The 14,392-nt window shown below is 64.4% G+C and carries 17 protein-coding genes; 12 read left to right on the forward strand and 5 right to left on the reverse strand.

What is annotated here, in order from left to right; translation table 11 throughout:
- Positions 1-158: 158 nt before the first annotated feature.
- From U873_RS0101420 to U873_RS0101450, 7 genes are all read left to right on the forward strand, one after another.
- Entirely contained in the window at positions 159-659 is a 501-nt protein-coding gene (locus U873_RS0101420; protein ID WP_029978055.1) for a spore coat U domain-containing protein, read from the forward strand.
- Between the two features lie 103 nt (positions 660-762).
- Complete coding sequence (locus U873_RS0101425; protein ID WP_025126535.1) at positions 763-1,299, forward strand: spore coat U domain-containing protein; 537 nt, start codon at positions 763-765, stop codon at positions 1,297-1,299.
- Positions 1,300-1,319: 20 nt separating this feature from the next.
- A complete protein-coding gene (locus U873_RS0101430) occupies positions 1,320-1,856 on the forward strand; it encodes a spore coat U domain-containing protein (RefSeq protein WP_025126536.1) in 537 nt (178 codons plus the stop codon).
- A gap of 4 nt (positions 1,857-1,860) precedes the next feature.
- Positions 1,861-2,361, forward strand: a complete 501-nt coding sequence (locus U873_RS0101435) for a spore coat U domain-containing protein (RefSeq protein ID WP_025126537.1) — start codon at positions 1,861-1,863, stop codon at positions 2,359-2,361.
- Positions 2,362-2,407: 46 nt separating this feature from the next.
- Positions 2,408-3,199: a molecular chaperone gene (locus U873_RS0101440; RefSeq protein WP_025126538.1), complete on the forward strand. Its 792-nt coding sequence runs from the start codon at positions 2,408-2,410 to the stop codon at positions 3,197-3,199.
- 119 nt (positions 3,200-3,318) lie between these two features.
- Positions 3,319-5,676 carry a fimbria/pilus outer membrane usher protein gene (locus U873_RS0101445; RefSeq protein ID WP_025126539.1) on the forward strand — a complete coding sequence of 786 codons (2,358 nt, stop codon included), beginning with the start codon at positions 3,319-3,321 and terminating at the stop codon, positions 5,674-5,676.
- 31 nt (positions 5,677-5,707) lie between these two features.
- Positions 5,708-6,697, forward strand: a complete 990-nt coding sequence (locus tag U873_RS0101450) for a spore coat U domain-containing protein (RefSeq protein WP_025126540.1) — start codon at positions 5,708-5,710, stop codon at positions 6,695-6,697.
- A gap of 3 nt (positions 6,698-6,700) precedes the next feature.
- Here the strand turns inward: U873_RS0101450 and U873_RS0101455 are convergent, their stop codons facing one another.
- Positions 6,701-7,426 carry an anti-sigma factor gene (locus U873_RS0101455; RefSeq protein ID WP_025126541.1) on the reverse strand — a complete coding sequence of 242 codons (726 nt, stop codon included), beginning with the start codon at positions 7,424-7,426 and terminating at the stop codon, positions 6,701-6,703.
- Positions 7,423-7,929, reverse strand: a complete 507-nt coding sequence (locus tag U873_RS0101460) for an RNA polymerase sigma factor (RefSeq protein WP_025126542.1) — start codon at positions 7,927-7,929, stop codon at positions 7,423-7,425. The genes U873_RS0101455 and U873_RS0101460 overlap by 4 nt, the downstream gene beginning before the upstream one ends.
- Positions 7,930-8,096: 167 nt before the next feature.
- On the opposite strand from U873_RS0101460, the gene U873_RS0101465 reads away from it, so the two are divergent.
- Both U873_RS0101465 and U873_RS0101470 read left to right on the forward strand, forming a co-directional pair.
- Positions 8,097-9,182 (forward strand): catalase family peroxidase, encoded by a 1,086-nt coding sequence (locus U873_RS0101465; RefSeq protein WP_025126543.1) that lies wholly within the window; start codon positions 8,097-8,099, stop codon positions 9,180-9,182.
- Positions 9,179-9,718 (forward strand): cytochrome b, encoded by a 540-nt coding sequence (locus U873_RS0101470; protein WP_025126544.1) that lies wholly within the window; start codon positions 9,179-9,181, stop codon positions 9,716-9,718. The genes U873_RS0101465 and U873_RS0101470 overlap by 4 nt, the downstream gene beginning before the upstream one ends.
- 21 nt (positions 9,719-9,739) lie before the next feature.
- Here the strand turns inward: U873_RS0101470 and U873_RS0101475 are convergent, their stop codons facing one another.
- A complete protein-coding gene (locus U873_RS0101475) occupies positions 9,740-10,960 on the reverse strand; it encodes an MFS transporter (protein ID WP_025126545.1) in 1,221 nt (406 codons plus the stop codon).
- 104 nt (positions 10,961-11,064) lie between these two features.
- On the opposite strand from U873_RS0101475, the gene U873_RS0101480 reads away from it, so the two are divergent.
- A complete protein-coding gene (locus tag U873_RS0101480) occupies positions 11,065-11,520 on the forward strand; it encodes a helix-turn-helix domain-containing protein (RefSeq protein WP_025126546.1) in 456 nt (151 codons plus the stop codon).
- A gap of 36 nt (positions 11,521-11,556) precedes the next feature.
- On the opposite strand, the gene U873_RS0101485 is transcribed toward U873_RS0101480, so the two are convergent.
- Entirely contained in the window at positions 11,557-12,711 is a 1,155-nt protein-coding gene (locus U873_RS0101485; protein WP_025126547.1) for a M14-type cytosolic carboxypeptidase, read from the reverse strand.
- 74 nt (positions 12,712-12,785) lie between these two features.
- On the opposite strand from U873_RS0101485, the gene U873_RS34910 reads away from it, so the two are divergent.
- The gene (locus U873_RS34910) at positions 12,786-13,004 is read left to right on the forward strand and encodes a hypothetical protein (RefSeq protein ID WP_081818583.1); all 219 of its coding nucleotides are present in this window, start codon (positions 12,786-12,788) and stop codon (positions 13,002-13,004) included.
- A 193-nt stretch (positions 13,005-13,197) separates the two neighbouring features.
- On the opposite strand, the gene U873_RS0101490 is transcribed toward U873_RS34910, so the two are convergent.
- Positions 13,198-13,545, reverse strand: coding sequence for a DUF6124 family protein (locus U873_RS0101490; protein ID WP_025126548.1), 348 nt, complete (start codon positions 13,543-13,545; stop codon positions 13,198-13,200).
- 131 nt (positions 13,546-13,676) lie between these two features.
- On the opposite strand from U873_RS0101490, the gene U873_RS0101495 reads away from it, so the two are divergent.
- The gene (locus U873_RS0101495) at positions 13,677-14,342 is read left to right on the forward strand and encodes a LexA family transcriptional regulator (RefSeq protein WP_025126549.1); all 666 of its coding nucleotides are present in this window, start codon (positions 13,677-13,679) and stop codon (positions 14,340-14,342) included.
- Positions 14,343-14,392: the final 50 nt, after the last annotated feature.

Consider the following 14,392-nt stretch of genomic DNA (forward strand, 5'->3'; position numbering starts at 1 on the left):
ATCTCGAAAAGGCATGGCAGCGGCCGTTCCAGTGCAGTAACCGCGCCCCGGGCGATTAATACGCTAACTGGCGGTTTCCCCGCGGGTTGCTAACCTGACTTCAGCGAATGCTCCTCATAAGGATTGAGGCCTTGAATGGATATAAGGGTGTGGCAGTCATGAGCGCGTTGCTTAGCGCGACCGCAGGGGCCGCAGACTTGCAGGTGCAGGTCCGGGTCGATGTGCTGCGTGGCTGTCAATTGGTCGGCCAACAGCGCGAGGCGGGGATCGAGCAGCTCGGAACCCTGGATTTCGGCAGCACCGCGCGCCTGGATGACCCGGCCGGGCCCCTGTCGGCGGCCTTGCCCGGCAGCCGCCAGCCGCGCCTGGAATGCAACCCCGATACCCCTTATCAGATGCGCATTGATGGCGGCCTGCACGGCGGCGTCGGTGAAGTCCGCTACCTGGCCAGCAACACTCAGGCTGGCAAACCCATTCCCTACCGCCTTTACCAGGACCCGGCCCGGCGGATTCCGCTGCCGGTGAATGTACCGGTCAGCGGCCGGGTGCCGGACTCCGGCACGGTGGACCTGCCCTTGTACGGGCGTATCGAACCTCTGGCCGAGATTCCCCGGGCCGGGGGCTATTCCGATGTGTTGAAGGTGACCCTGACCTGGTAGGGCCGGGGGCACGAATGCTGCCACCAGTAACGGGGCAGAGCAGGGATGGCCGTTCATGGTGAACGGCCCATGTGGGAGTCCTGATGGAACTGGGATGGCTGTGATGAAAGGCAGGACCTGGACGATTGTCGCCCTGGGGTCGCTGTGTCTGCTGGCTGACGACGCTCAGGCGGCGATCAGCGGGCAGATCCAGGCGCGCCTGGTGATAACCGCTGCCTGCCAGGTCAGCAGCGGCGGCGACCCGTCCGCCAGCCCGATCGGCGACCCGGGCATGCTCAACTTCGGCCAGCAGGGACCGACCTGGGTCAACCCGATCAAGGCCAGCCTCACCGACAGCACCGAAGGCCCGCTGCAGGTGGCCTGCAATTCCTCGGTCACCGGTTTTACCGTGACCATCAATGGCGGCCTCAACGGCGACGGCACCACCCGGCGCTTGAGCAATGGCCGCCAGACCATTCCCTATCGATTGTTCGTCGATGCTTCCGGTAGCGACAGCTACAGCATCGGCCAGCAGCGCAATTTCGCAGTGAGCAGCGGCAGACGGATTCCCATTCCGGTGTTCGGCTCTGTGGTCGCGAATACCCGCGCGGTTCCGGCAGGGGTCTACACCGACACCCTGACCATCACGCTGGATTGGTAAACCATGAGAGGACGCACACCATGCACGCGCTTGTATCCAGAATCGGCTGGCCTTTGCTGGGGCTGGTCATGGCCACCACGGCCAATGCCGCGACTACCGTCACCGGGCAGATCAGCTCGACCCTGATCCTCACCAGCAGTTGCCAGGTCAACGGCGTCGGTGGCAGCACCGGCCTGAACTTCGGTGCCCTGAACTTCGGCACCACCAACAGCCTGTTCACCACCGCCACCGGCCAGGTGCTGGGCGGCGGTGGCGGTGCGCTGTCGATCCTCTGCTCCAGTGGCACCACGCCGTCGCTGACCATTCAGGGCGGCGCCAACGACGGCAAGTCCACCGGTGGCACCCGGGCGCTGTTCGACGGGGTGGCCAACTATGTGCCCTATGACCTGTACACCGACTCCGGGCATTCGCAGATTGTGGCGATCAACGGCGTGATCAACCTGGCGCCGAGCACCGGGGTGGCGCAGACCGTGAACCTCTATGGCCAGGCGGTGGGCAAGGCGGGGCTGCCGGCCGGCACCTACACCGATACGGTGTCCGTGCAGCTGACCTTCTGATGCCATGGCCAGCCACGCTTGTGCGCTGCTGCTCCTGGCCTGCGCGAGTACCTGGCCGGGGTGGATCGCTGCGGCCACCAGCCAGAGCTTCCAGGTCAGCGCCACCATCACCGCCGGGTGCCTGGTGGTGGGGGGCGTCAGCAACTACGGCAGCCTGGCCTTCGGCAGCCAGTCGGCGCTGTCCACCAGCACGGTCAGAGTGGCGCTCACCGGGGGCGTGCAGTTGCAGTGCACGCCGGGGGTGACCCTGAACATGACGGTGGACGGAGGCCAGTACAACAGCAGCGGCCGGCACATGCAGCTCAATAGCGGCAGTGCGCGGGTGGCCTATCAGTTGTTTCGCGATGCGGGCTACAGCCAGAGCCTGGGGATAGGCCAGAGCGTGGCCGTGGCCTACAGCGATGCCAATAACATCAGCCTGCCGATCTACGGGCAGGTGCAGTTGCCGGGCAATCAGCCTGGGGGGACGTACAGCGATGTGCTGCAGGTGCAGCTGTCGTGGTGATGGGGCGCATTCATAACCAGCCGGCAGGCGGACAAGGAGTAGCAGTATGCATTTACCTTTGCAGGGCATGCGGGGGACCGGTTATCTGATCCTGGCGGGGCTGTTGGCGGTTGTACCCAGGGTCCAGGCCGCCAGTTCGGTGCTGATCTGGCCGATCGACCCGGTACTGGAGGCCGATCAGCAGGCCAGCGCGTTGTGGCTGGAGAACCGCGGCAGCGAGACGGCCAACCTGCAGATCCGGGTGTTCGCCTGGAGCCAGAGCGGCTTTGCCGACCAGTACCAGAACCAGCGCGATGTCATCGGTAGCCCGCCGGTGGCGAAGATCGAGCCGGGGCAGAAGCAACTGGTGCGCCTGACCCGCACCCGCGAGGTGCCACCGGGGCAGGAGCTGGCGTACCGGATCATCATCGACGAGATTCCCTCGGCCAAGCCCGTCACCCCGGAAGGGGATGCCAAGAGCGCGGCGGCGATCCGCTTCCAGATGCGCTACTCGGTGCCTTTGTTCGCCTATGGCGCCGGGCTGTGGAGCAAGGAAGACGCCTCCCGTCCACGCGATCCCAAGGGCGCCGGCGTGCCGGACCTGAGCTGGCGCAAGGTGGCAGTGGACGGCAAGACGTTTTTCGAGCTGCGCAACCAGGGTGCGGTGCACGCCCGCCTGACCGATGTGGCCTTCAAGCAGGGCGGGCAGGCTCGGCCCGTGGCGCCTGGGCTGCTGGGCTATGTGTTGCCCGGGGCGGTGATGCGCTGGCCGGTGCCGGAAACCCTGGCGGCCGAGTCGACCCTGCAACTGCGGGTCAATGGAGCACCGCAGGTACAGGACCTGGCGCCTACGCACTGAGCCTCAGGCGCAACGCGGCGGCCAGTTGGACCGCCGGTGGGGAGAGGTACGGACGGATGTGAGCGCGGTGGCGCATCCGTCCTGGGATGGAGATGTCCATAGATGGACTTGAGCCCGCAATGAGCCAGGACCCGGCTCGGCGTTTTCGCAGGTGGCAAGGGCTGGTGACCGGCCTGTGTAGCCTGATGCTGGCCGCCGAGGTGCCGGCGGGCGAACTGCCGCCGCCGCCCAGCAGCCTGGAGTCGATGGCCGATGCACAGCTGTTTCTGGAACTGGTGATCAATCAGATGAACACAGGGAAGGTGGTGGCGGTGGACCAGCGCTCCGGCCGGCTGTTCGTGCCGGCGCAGACCCTGCGTGAAACCGGGATCAAGCTGCCCGAGGGCCTGGGCGCCGAGGTCGACCTGGACAGCCTCAAGGGCCTGCACAGCGAATACGACAGCCAGGGCCAGCGCCTGTTGCTGGACGTGCCGCCGGACTGGTTGCCGGAGCAACTGATCGGCAGCCGCCAGGCCTACCCGCGGACCCCGGCCCTGAGCAGCTTTGGCGGGCTGCTCAACTACGACCTGTACCTCAACGACACCGATGACGGCGGCACTTACCTGGCCGCCTGGAATGAAGTGCGACTGTTCGACTCCTGGGGCACGCTGTCCAACACCGGGCAATACCGCCGGACCCTGTCCGGGGTGCAAAGCAGTTCCCTGAACAACGGATACCGGCGCTACGACACCACCTGGCGTTTTTCCGACGACGAGCGCCTGCTGACCTACGAAGCCGGCGACTTGATCAGTGGCGCCTTGCCCTGGAGCAATTCGGTGCGCCTGGGCGGGGTGCAACTGTCCCGGGATTTCTCGGTACGTCCGGACTTGGTGACTTACCCCTTGCCGCAGTTCGCCGGGGAGGCGGCGGTACCGTCTTCGGTGGACCTGTTCATCAACGGCTACAAATCCAGCAGCACCGACTTGCAGCCCGGCCCCTATACCCTGACCAACATTCCGTTTATCAACGGTGCCGGCGAAGCGGTGGTGGTCACCACCGACGCCCTGGGCCGGCAGGTCTCCACCACGGTGCCGTTCTACGTCACCAGCACCTTGCTGCAGAAGGGCCTGACGGACTTCTCGGTGGCCGCGGGCACCCTGCGCCGGGACTACACGCTACGGGACTTCGGCTATGGCCCCGGGGTGACGTCCGGCAGCCTGCGCTACGGCCTGAGTGACAGCCTGACCCTGGAAGGCCACGCCGAAGCCTCGGATTCCCTGACCCTGGGCGGGTTTGGCGGCAACCTGCGGCTGGGGCAGTTCGGGGTCATCAACACCGCCGTCAGCCAGAGCCGTTTCGACGGTGACGGCGGCCAGCAGCTGAGTTTTGGCTACCAGTACAGCAGCCAGCGCTACAGCGTTGCCTACCAGCGGATGCAGCGGCGCGACCAGTACGCCGACCTGACAGTGGTCGACAGCCCCTACACCAGCCTCAGCCAGCGCAGCGAACAACTGACCCTGAGCCTCAACCTGGAGCGCTTCGGCAGCCTGGGCGCCGGCTATTTCGACGTGCGCGCCGCCGACTCGACCCGCACCCGATTGTTGAACCTGACCTGGAGCAAGCCGCTGTGGCACAGCAGCAGCTTCTACCTGTCGGCCAACCGCGAGATCGGCGACAGCCACTGGGCCATGCAGGCGCAACTGGTGATCCCCTTCGACCTGCACGGCAGCCTGAGCCTGAGCAACGAACGCAGCAAGACCGGGGAAAGCCGCCAGCGGGTCAACTTCAGCCGCTCGGTGCCGATCGAGGGCGGGGTTGGCTACAACCTCGGCTACGCCACCGGCAGTGGCGTCGACTACCGCCAGGCCGACGTGACCTGGCGCCTGCAGTCGGTGCGCCTGCAGGCCGGGGTCTATGGCACCAGCGACGCTGAGACCCGCTGGGCGGATGCCAGCGGCTCGCTGGTGTGGATGGACCATCAGGTGTTCGCCGCGAACCGCATCGACGATGCCTTCGTGGTGATCAGCACCGATGGCTACAAGGACATCCCGGTGCGCTATGAAAACCAGCTGGTGGGCCAGACCGACAAGAACGGCCATCTGCTGGTGCCCTGGAGCAGCGCCTATTACCGCGGCAAGTACGAGATCGACCCGCTGAACCTGCCGGCCAACGTGCAGAGCCCGAATGTCGAGCAGCGGGTCGCGGTGCGCCGTGGCAGCGGCTACCTGCTGGAGTTTCCGCTGACCCGGATCGTCGCCGCCAGCGTGGTGCTGGTGGACGCCCAGCAGCGTGAGCTGCCCCTGGGCAGCAATGTCACTCATGAGCAGAGCGGGGCGCGCACGGTGGTCGGCTGGGATGGGCTGGTCTACCTGGAAAACCTTGCGGCCCAAAACACCCTGCACGTGGAACTGGCCGACGGCAAGACCTGCCGGGCGCAGTTCGACATCGACATGCAACAGCAGCAGGTGCCGCTGATCGGCCCGCTGGTTTGTCAGTAATGGCGGTCTCAGCAGATAAGGAGCGCGGGACGTGGATGGGTACAAGGGATGGCGACAGGCAATACTGGGGCTGCTGGCGAGCGTGCTGTCGTTCACGGCCCAGGCACTGTGCACGACGGTTCCGACCTCGCCGGCAGGCTTTGGTACCGTCAGCTCGATCCTGGTGCGCACCACCTCGCAGCCGGCCTCCACCACCAATGCCGGGCTGAGCTGTACCGGCTCGCTGTTGAGCATTCTGGCCAGCAACGACCATTTCTACGCCACCATCACCTCCACCACCAGCGGCATGGTGGGGCCCACCGGCGATGTCATCAGCTACACCCTGTACGCCAACAACAGCACCAGCTACCCGATCACCCGGGGGGTGCAGTTCGACTTCGCGCGCAATTCCATCATCGACCTGCTGGGCCTGCTGGGCAGCCCGACCGTGGCCAAGACCGTGCCGATCTACCTCGGCACCCTCACCGGCAGCAACGTCGCAGCAGGGGTCTACACCGAAAACCTGAGCATTCTCTGGAGCTGGAACTATTGCTCCGGCATCGGTGCCCTGGGGATCTGCCTGGGCCGGGACATCGGCAGCGGCACCCAGAGCCTGACCGTGAACATGACGGTGTCCAACGACTGCCTGATCACCGCGCCGAACATCAGCTTCGGCAGCGCACCGGTGATCAGCGCCTTTGCCACGGTGACCGGGCAGACCATCAATCTGGCCTGTACCAAGGGCAGTGCCTACACCGTGGGCCTGAGCGATGGCCAGCACCCGGTGAGCACGGGTGGGCGACGGCAGATGATTTCCGGCAGCAACTACCTGGCCTACGACATCTTCAAGAGCGCCGGCAGCACCCGCTGGGGCAGTGTCGGCAGCGCCCGGCGCTCCAGCACCGATGCTGAGGTCAACCCCGGCAACGGCCTGGGCACCGGGAGCCAGATCTTCAACTACAACGCCAAGATCTACACCGACCAGAGCACTCCGCCGGCCGGTACCTACATCGATAACGTGGTGCTGGACGTGGGTTTCTGACGGCTACAGGGGAATTTCCGACGGGCCGACCATGGCGTAGTTGTAGCCCTGGTCGGACCAGTATTGCGCCTGTAATGCACCATCGTGGCGGATACCTCGGGGCAACAGCTTGTTCTGCGGGCCTGGCGGGCGAATGTAGAAACTGACCTTGCGCCCCTCAGGGTCTTCATACAGGACCATGGCCGCCGGCCCTTGCTCGGTGCTCAGCAGGCGCCCGCTGACGGCCTTGAACCCGGCACCCTGCAAATCCGGCATTGGGCTGGCCTGGGTGAAGTAGCGATCCAGCCAGGCCTGCATGGTCCGGTTGTCCTGCACCTTGAAGTCCGCCGGGAGCATGCCTTGCTCGGCAAACAGGCGGTACGCCTGCAAGGCGTCGGTCATGGGCAGCACACTGCTGCCGGCCAGGGTCAGCTCCCGCGCCTGCCAGCCGCTCAGGCCGCCCACGCCGACGGCCATCAGCAGCACTGCGGCACTGGCCAGGCGGCGCAGGCTTCGTTGCTTCAGGCGTGTGCGGATCTGCGCCGGGTCCAGCGCCGGGTTGGCCGGCAGCAGCAGGGCGCCACCCAGGGCGGCCCGCAGGTGCTGGGCATCCTGTTGCCAGGCCTGGACCTGGGCCGCCGCCTGCGGGTGGCTGGCCAGGTAGTGTTCCAGCAGCCGGCGGTCCTCTTCACTGAGCTGGTGATCGACATAGGCGTGCAGGTCGCTGTCGCTGGGGGGCAGGCTGATCATTTGAGTATCCGTAGAGAAGGGCTGCTGATTTCGCCGTCGCTGAGTTGGCGCAGAGCCTGGCGGGCCCGGGACAGACGCGACATCACGGTGCCGGTGGGCACCTGGAGAATTGCGGCGATGTCCTTGTAGCTCAGGCCTTCCACCGACACCCAGAGCAGCAGGGCGCGCTGTTCGGGGTTCAGGCGGTCGAAGGCTTGCAGGGTCGATTGCGCCATCACCGTGCGTTCCACCGAGGGCTGGCTGTCGTCGCGGCCGGTGAAGAACTCCAGCATCCGCGCGTAGCGTCGGGAGCGTCGGTGGGCGTCGAGGAACTGCCGGTAGAGAATGGCGAACAGCCAGGCCCGCAGGTCGCCTTCCGGGCGTTTCTCGGCCCAGCCGGCGAGGGCGCGTTCCAGGCAGGCCTGCACCAGGTCGTCGGCGCTGCTGGGCTGGCGCGTCAGGGACAGAGCAAAACGCCGGAGCCTTGGAATCAGCAGGCGTAGCTGTTGGTCGAGATCGTTCATGAAATCCTGCGGATGCTGGGCCAGTCACTAGGCTTGAGGCTAGGAAGACGCGCCGCAGTGCAGGTTATTCCAGCCTCGGGAAAATAAATACCGGCCGTGGAATAACCTTGGTCGGGCTGCGTCTGACAGGTCCTTGCCCTCATGGCTATGCGTACTGGAGATGTCCCATGGTTGATCCTTCATCAACGCCCGACCGCCCACCTCTGAGCGCCGTTAGCCTGACCCTGCGCCTGGGGGCGATTGCCCTGGTGGTGGCCGCTGCCGCAGCGGCCATGGCCTATGTGCAGGGCAGCCTCGATCCCCAGCGCCTGACCCCCAAGGCCCTGGTGGATGTGCTGGAAACCAATAACGGTGTGCACCCGGGGTTCCGTCGCAACCACGCCAAGGGGGTGTGCGTCATCGGCTACTTCGAGAGCAGCGGCGAGGCCCGAGCCTATTCCACGGCGCAGGTGTTCAACGAGGCACGCACGCCGGTGGTGGGGCGCTTCGCCTTGCCCAGCGGTAACCCTTACGCGCCGGACAGCAGCGTGCCGATCCGCAGCTTGGCGTTGCGCTTTCTCCAGGCCAACGGCCAGCAGTGGCGAACCGGGATGAACAGCATGCCGGTGTTCCCGGTGGGCACCCCCGAGGCCTTTTATCAGTTGCAGCAGGCCGGCTCTCCCGATCCGGCCACCGGCAAGCCGGACCCGAGCAAAGTGCCGGCATTCTTCGCCAGCCATCCCGAGGCGGCGCCGTTCCTGCAATGGGTCAAGGGCGCCAAGCCTTCGGCCAGCTATGCCAGCGAAAGCTACAACGGCATCAATGCTTTCTACCTGGTGGATGGCAACGGCAAGCGCCAGGCGGTGCGCTGGGGGGTAGTGCCCGAGAGCCGCGATGCGCCAGGCGCAGGCGGTGCCCCGCAAGGCGCCGACTACCTGCAGCAGGACCTGACCCGACGGCTGGCAGACGGGCCTTTGCGCTGGCGTCTGCAGCTTACCCTGGCGGCGCCCGGCGACCCGACCAACGACGCCAGCAAGGCCTGGCCGGCAGAACGCCCGGTAATCAACGCCGGGACCCTGGTGCTGCAAAGCACCCAGGCGCAGAACAGCGGCGAGTGTCGGGACATCAACTACGACCCGCTGATCCTGCCCAGCGGCATCCAGGCGTCCGACGACCCCCTGCTGGCGGCGCGCTCTGCGGCCTACGCCAGTTCCTATCTGCGTCGCACCAGCGAAGTCAGCCAATTGCCCGGCGCCCAGGAGCCACGTCCATGAACAGCCACCCCCGACACTTCGCGCCCCTGGCGCGCCTGCTGCACTGGCTGATGGCGCTGATGATCATCGCCATGCTGTTTATCGGCGCCGGCATGGTGGCCTCGGTTTCCGCGCGTCATGAATGGCTGATCCACCTGCACAAGCCCCTGGGGATCGCCATCCTGCTGTTGGTGCTGGTGCGCCTGTGGGTGCGCTTCTCCACCCGGCAACCGCCACTGCCGGCAGACCTGCCGGGCTGGCAGGCGCTGGCGGCCAAGGCCTCCCATGGGCTGCTGTACGCCTTGATGCTGAGCCTGCCGCTGCTGGGCTGGGGGATGATCTCGGCGGCCGGCGACCCGGTGATGCTCGGTAGCGCGTTGCAATTGCCGGCCATCCTGCCGGCCAATGCCACGCTGTTTGCCCTGCTGCGCAAGGCTCACGGTTACCTGGCGTACCTGCTGTTTCTCACCGTGCTGCTGCATCTGGCCGCGGCGCTGTTCCATGGCTGGGTGCGCCGCGATGGTGTGCTGCAGAGCATGTTGCGTGGCCGCAGTTGAGTGACGCCTGCGCCGCCGGGCTTAAGTGGTGCAACGAACCCTGGCCGCGGCTTTGCCCGGGGCCAGGCTCCACAGCCAGTAAAGCAGCGCCACGCCGTTGATCCCGGCACCTAGCAGGCAGACCCCAGTCCAGCCAGCCCAGGCGTAGGTGGCGGTGGCGGCGATGGAGCCGAGGGCGCTGCCCAGGGAATAGAACAGCATGTAGCCGGCGGCCAGGCGGCTCTGGGCCTCGGGGCGCACGCTGTAGATCAGGCTCTGGCTGGTGACGTGCACGGCCTGCAGGCCCAGGTCGAAGCTGATCACCCCGAACAGCAGGGCCCACAGGGACGATTGGGTAAAGGCGATGGGCAGCCAGGACAGCAGCATCAGGCCCAGGGCCAGGCCGCTGGTCCACTGCGCCAGGCCGCGGTCGGCCAGGTGCCCGGCCCGTGCCGCGCCCAGGGCGCCCGCCGCGCCGGCGAGGCCGAACAGGCCGATCTCGGTATGGGACAAGGACAGCGGCGGGGCGCTCAATGGCAACACCAGTGGGGTCCACAGCACAGTGCCGGCGGCGAAGATCAGCATCGCCAGCACGGCCCGGTCCCGCAGCACCTTTTCCTCCTTGAACAACTGCAGCAACGAACCGAGCAATTGCCCGTAACCCTGGGTGGCTCGGTGGTGTTCGACGGCTGGCAGGGTTTTCCACAGCGCCAGGGCCACCAGCAAGGTCAGCCCGGCGGACAGCAGGTAGACCGAACGCCAGCCCGCCAGGTCGGCCATGGTGCCGGCCACGGTGCGGGCCAGCAGGATGCCTATCACCACGCCGCTGGTGACCATGCCCACCGTGCGACCGCGCTGCTCTGCCGGGGCCAGGTTGGCGGCATAGGCCACCAGTACCTGGGTCACCACCGCCAGCAGCCCGGTGCAGGCCATGCCCAGCAGCAGCCAGGCGCTGCTGGGGGCCAGGGCCACGGTGAGCAGGGCCAGTACCGAGAGCAGGGTCTGGGTCACGATCAGCCGTCGACGGTCGAGCAGGTCTCCCAGGGGCACCAGCAATAGCAAGCCCAGGCCATAGCCGACCTGAGTCAGGGTGATGACGATCCCCACGGTAGCTGGCGCCAGGCCGAAGGTGTGGGCCATGGCATCCAGCAGTGGCTGGGCGTAGTAGACATTACCCACCGCCAGGCCGCAGGCGATGGCGAACAGCAGCACCACTTTTGTTGGAAGGGCGGGTGCCGCGTGTGGGGCGCAAGGGTGTGGCATGTTGGGCTCCGGAGTTAGGTTTCATAATGAAACCAGTTGTACGGTAAAGATCGTGGTTTTATATTGCAACCACTTTCCTGCGGCTTGATCGGAGAATGCCCAGCATGGTTAAACGCACCAGCTTGCAAGATGCCGAGTGCCCGGTTGCCCGTTCACTGGACGCCATTGGCGACTGGTGGTCGTTGCTGATCGTGCGGGATGCCTTTGACGGGATCCGCCGTTTTGGCGAGTTCCAGCGCAACCTCGGCATGGCCAAGAACATCCTCGCCACGCGCCTGCGTACCCTGGTGGAACATGGGGTATTGGAGGTTGTCCCGGCCTCTGATGGCAGTGCCTACCAGGAGTACGTGCTGACGGAAAAGGGCAGGGGGCTGTTTCCCCTGATCATCGGCTTGCGCCAATGGGGCGAGGCGTTTTTCTACCAGGAGGGAGAAGCCCATTCACGGATGGTCGACCGGGAAACCGGGCAGCCGTTACGCGCATTGGAGCTGCGCTCGGCGGATGGCCGCTTGCTGGGGCCGGATGATTGCCGGCGAGTGCCGGCCGGGGAGGAGGAGTGACGGCTGGGCAAAGGGGTGCGCAGCCGTCAGTGGGGTTCAGCGCAGGTGATCCACCAGGTCGGCCAGGGTGCTCAGGACATCCTTGCCCAGTTGCATGGAGCGCTTGCCGGACCAGCCGGTGACCGGGTTGGGGTTGTCGTCGTGGTCCTTGAACGGCATTTCCAGGGTCAGCGCCAGGCAATCGTACTTTTCCCCGACTGCGTTGCAGGCCAGGGTCATGTTGGCTTGGCCGGGGTTGTCACGGGTGTAGCCGTGGGTGGTCTGGAAATCCCGGGTCTGGCGTTTCAGGTGGCTGCGAAAATGTTCCTCGAGCTTCTCCTGGCGCGGGGTGTAGCCCGGGTTGCCTTCGCAGCCGGCGGTGAACACGTGGGGAATCTCTTCATCGCCGTGCACATCGAGAAACAGGTCGACGCCGTATTTTTCCATCTGCTGCTGGACGAACAGCACTTCCGGGCTGAGCTCCTGGTTGGCGCTCTGCCAGGCACGATTCAGGTCCTGGCCCTTGGCGTTGGTGCGCAGGTGGCCATGGAATGCGCCGTCCGGGTTCACGTTCGGCACCAGGTACAGGTCGGCCTTGGCCAGTAGCGCGTTGAGTTCCGGGTCATCGCGATGGAACAAGCGCTCGATCACGCCCTCCATGAACCATTCGGCCATATGCTCGCCGGGATGCTGTTGGGCGATGATCCAGATCTTGCGCTGGCCCGACGCGCCGCTGCCTTTGCGCAGCAACTGGATGTCCCGGCCTTCGACGCTTTTGCCCACCGCCAGCAACTCGGTGCCGGCCTTGGTCAGGGCCTGGTCGATCAGCCAGTCGTGGCGGCCGCGGCTGTAGGGCTCGAAGTAGGCGAACCAGGCGTGGGTCTGGGTGGCTTCCAGGTTGAAGCGCAGGGCGTCGCCTTCGAAGATGGTCGGTACGCGAAACCAGTTCACATGGTCGTAGGAAGCAACGGCCTGATAGCCGGTCCAGGCCTTGTTGTAGGAGGACTGGCTGGCGTTGGTCAGGCGAAACCAGTGTTCCTGGCCGACATGCAGGCCGCTGACCTTGAAGTGAAACCACTGGAAGTGCGGGCTCTGGCTATCCGGGCGGATCGCCAGCAGTGCCTGCAAGGGGTTGCTGATGTCCAGTACGTCGATGTTGCCACTGTCGAAATCGGCGGAAATTTGAAAAGAGGTGTGATTGCCCACGGTCATAATCGATTCCTTATCAGGATTGTTATGAGCGCTACTCTACACAGAAGGGGGGTAAAAGAAGGGGGGCGTCGTCCTTGACGCAGACGAAGCTTAGTGGCTATGCGATTGATTCTCAAGCGCTACTTTTTGCTTTCCGAGGCTTTACGACGGGCGTTCTCTTGCAAAAGGACATTCTTTTGCTATCATCGCCGCCATTATTTTTAGCGGCACCTACAGTCTTCATTAGCCTGAAGCCAAGCCAGAAAAACTGGCAAAAAAAAAGACCCGGCAAAAAGCCGGGTCAAAAACCGTGATTAGCCTGATGAGGAGATAATCCAAAGGTCCGACCTAAGGTCCTTTGGGCTATCGACTGATCTCGCGACCAGTTGCTTGCAATAATAATCATTATCATTTGCAAGTCAAATGTTTTTCCCCGCCTTTTGGAAATTTTTTTTCCACTTCCGTTTTTTTCCGTCGTTGATTTCCCGCCCAGCCGTGTGCGGTGCTTCAACTCGCCTCATAACGCTGGCTTTCAAGGGACCTGTCCACCAGGGCCTTGGCCATGTCGATCATGTGCACCACCGAAAACGCCAAGTCGCGATTGGCCCCCCGCAGGTTGTTCGCGGCGTCATAGGCGGTGGCCGCCGCACAGCGCAGCAGGTCGGAAGCATGAATCATGGCTTCCTCTCTGCTGAGGCTGCGCCTGATCTCGAAGAACTTCTCTTCCTTGTCTGATTCGGTAATGGCCGGCTTCAGGTAGTAGTCCATTGCGCGTCGGGCGGCTTGGCTGTCTTTGAGCGCGCTTAATGTGGTTTCTGTATCGAGTTCCGGCACGTCCTTGCTGCTTGTGTTCATGGAGTGTTCTGCCCTGTCGGAGAAAGGAAAGAGGGGTGGAACAATATTAATACGTATTGTAATTGTGACGAGATTTCAAATACTACAAGTTGTGTGTTGAGGGCGGAAATACACAACGTATTGTTCGGCCCATGGACAAATGGATCGAGTTGGTCAAAGCCAACATGAAAGGCCGCAAGGTCACACAGGAAAAGCTCGCCGAGCGTCTGGGCATGTCTCAAGGTGGTATCGGTCACTGGTTGAGCAAGCGTCGCCAACCGAAGATCGAAGACATGAACCGCGTGCTGGAAGAGATCGGCATGGGCTTTCTCGAAGTGGCTCTGGTGGTCCGCGAGAAACCGCTGGTCGGTGACGACGGCGAGCCTCTGGCAGACGGGCCTGCGTTGCTCAACAAGTACAACCCGTACTTCCGTTACCCGGTAAGCGATTGGCGTATGGCCGGCGAAGTTCGCGAAGACGGCCAGCCGGTCTACGTGCCGGAGCGCTACGAGCTTTCCGACTATCAGGCTCGGGGCGCGGCATTCTGGCTGGTGGTGGTTGGCGACGCGATGATCGCGCCCAGCGGTTTGAGCATCGGCCAGGACATGCTGATCCTGGTGGATCCGGCGATTGCCGCCGAACCCGGTAAGTTGGTGGTCGTACAGTGTCCCGGCAGTGACGAGGCGATCTTCCGCAAGTTGGTGCAAGAGGGCGGTTTGCGTTACTTGATTCCGCTCAATCCTACCTATCCGAAGATGCTCTACAGCGACGAGTGCCGGATTATTGGTGTAGTCGTACAAGCAACTGCGAAATTTTAACTAACTGCCACGCTCTTTCTTACAACCTATGTAGGAAAGGCGGCAGATTG

Source organism: Pseudomonas sp. PH1b, assembly GCF_000633395.1.
Taxonomy (GTDB): domain Bacteria; phylum Pseudomonadota; class Gammaproteobacteria; order Pseudomonadales; family Pseudomonadaceae; genus Aquipseudomonas.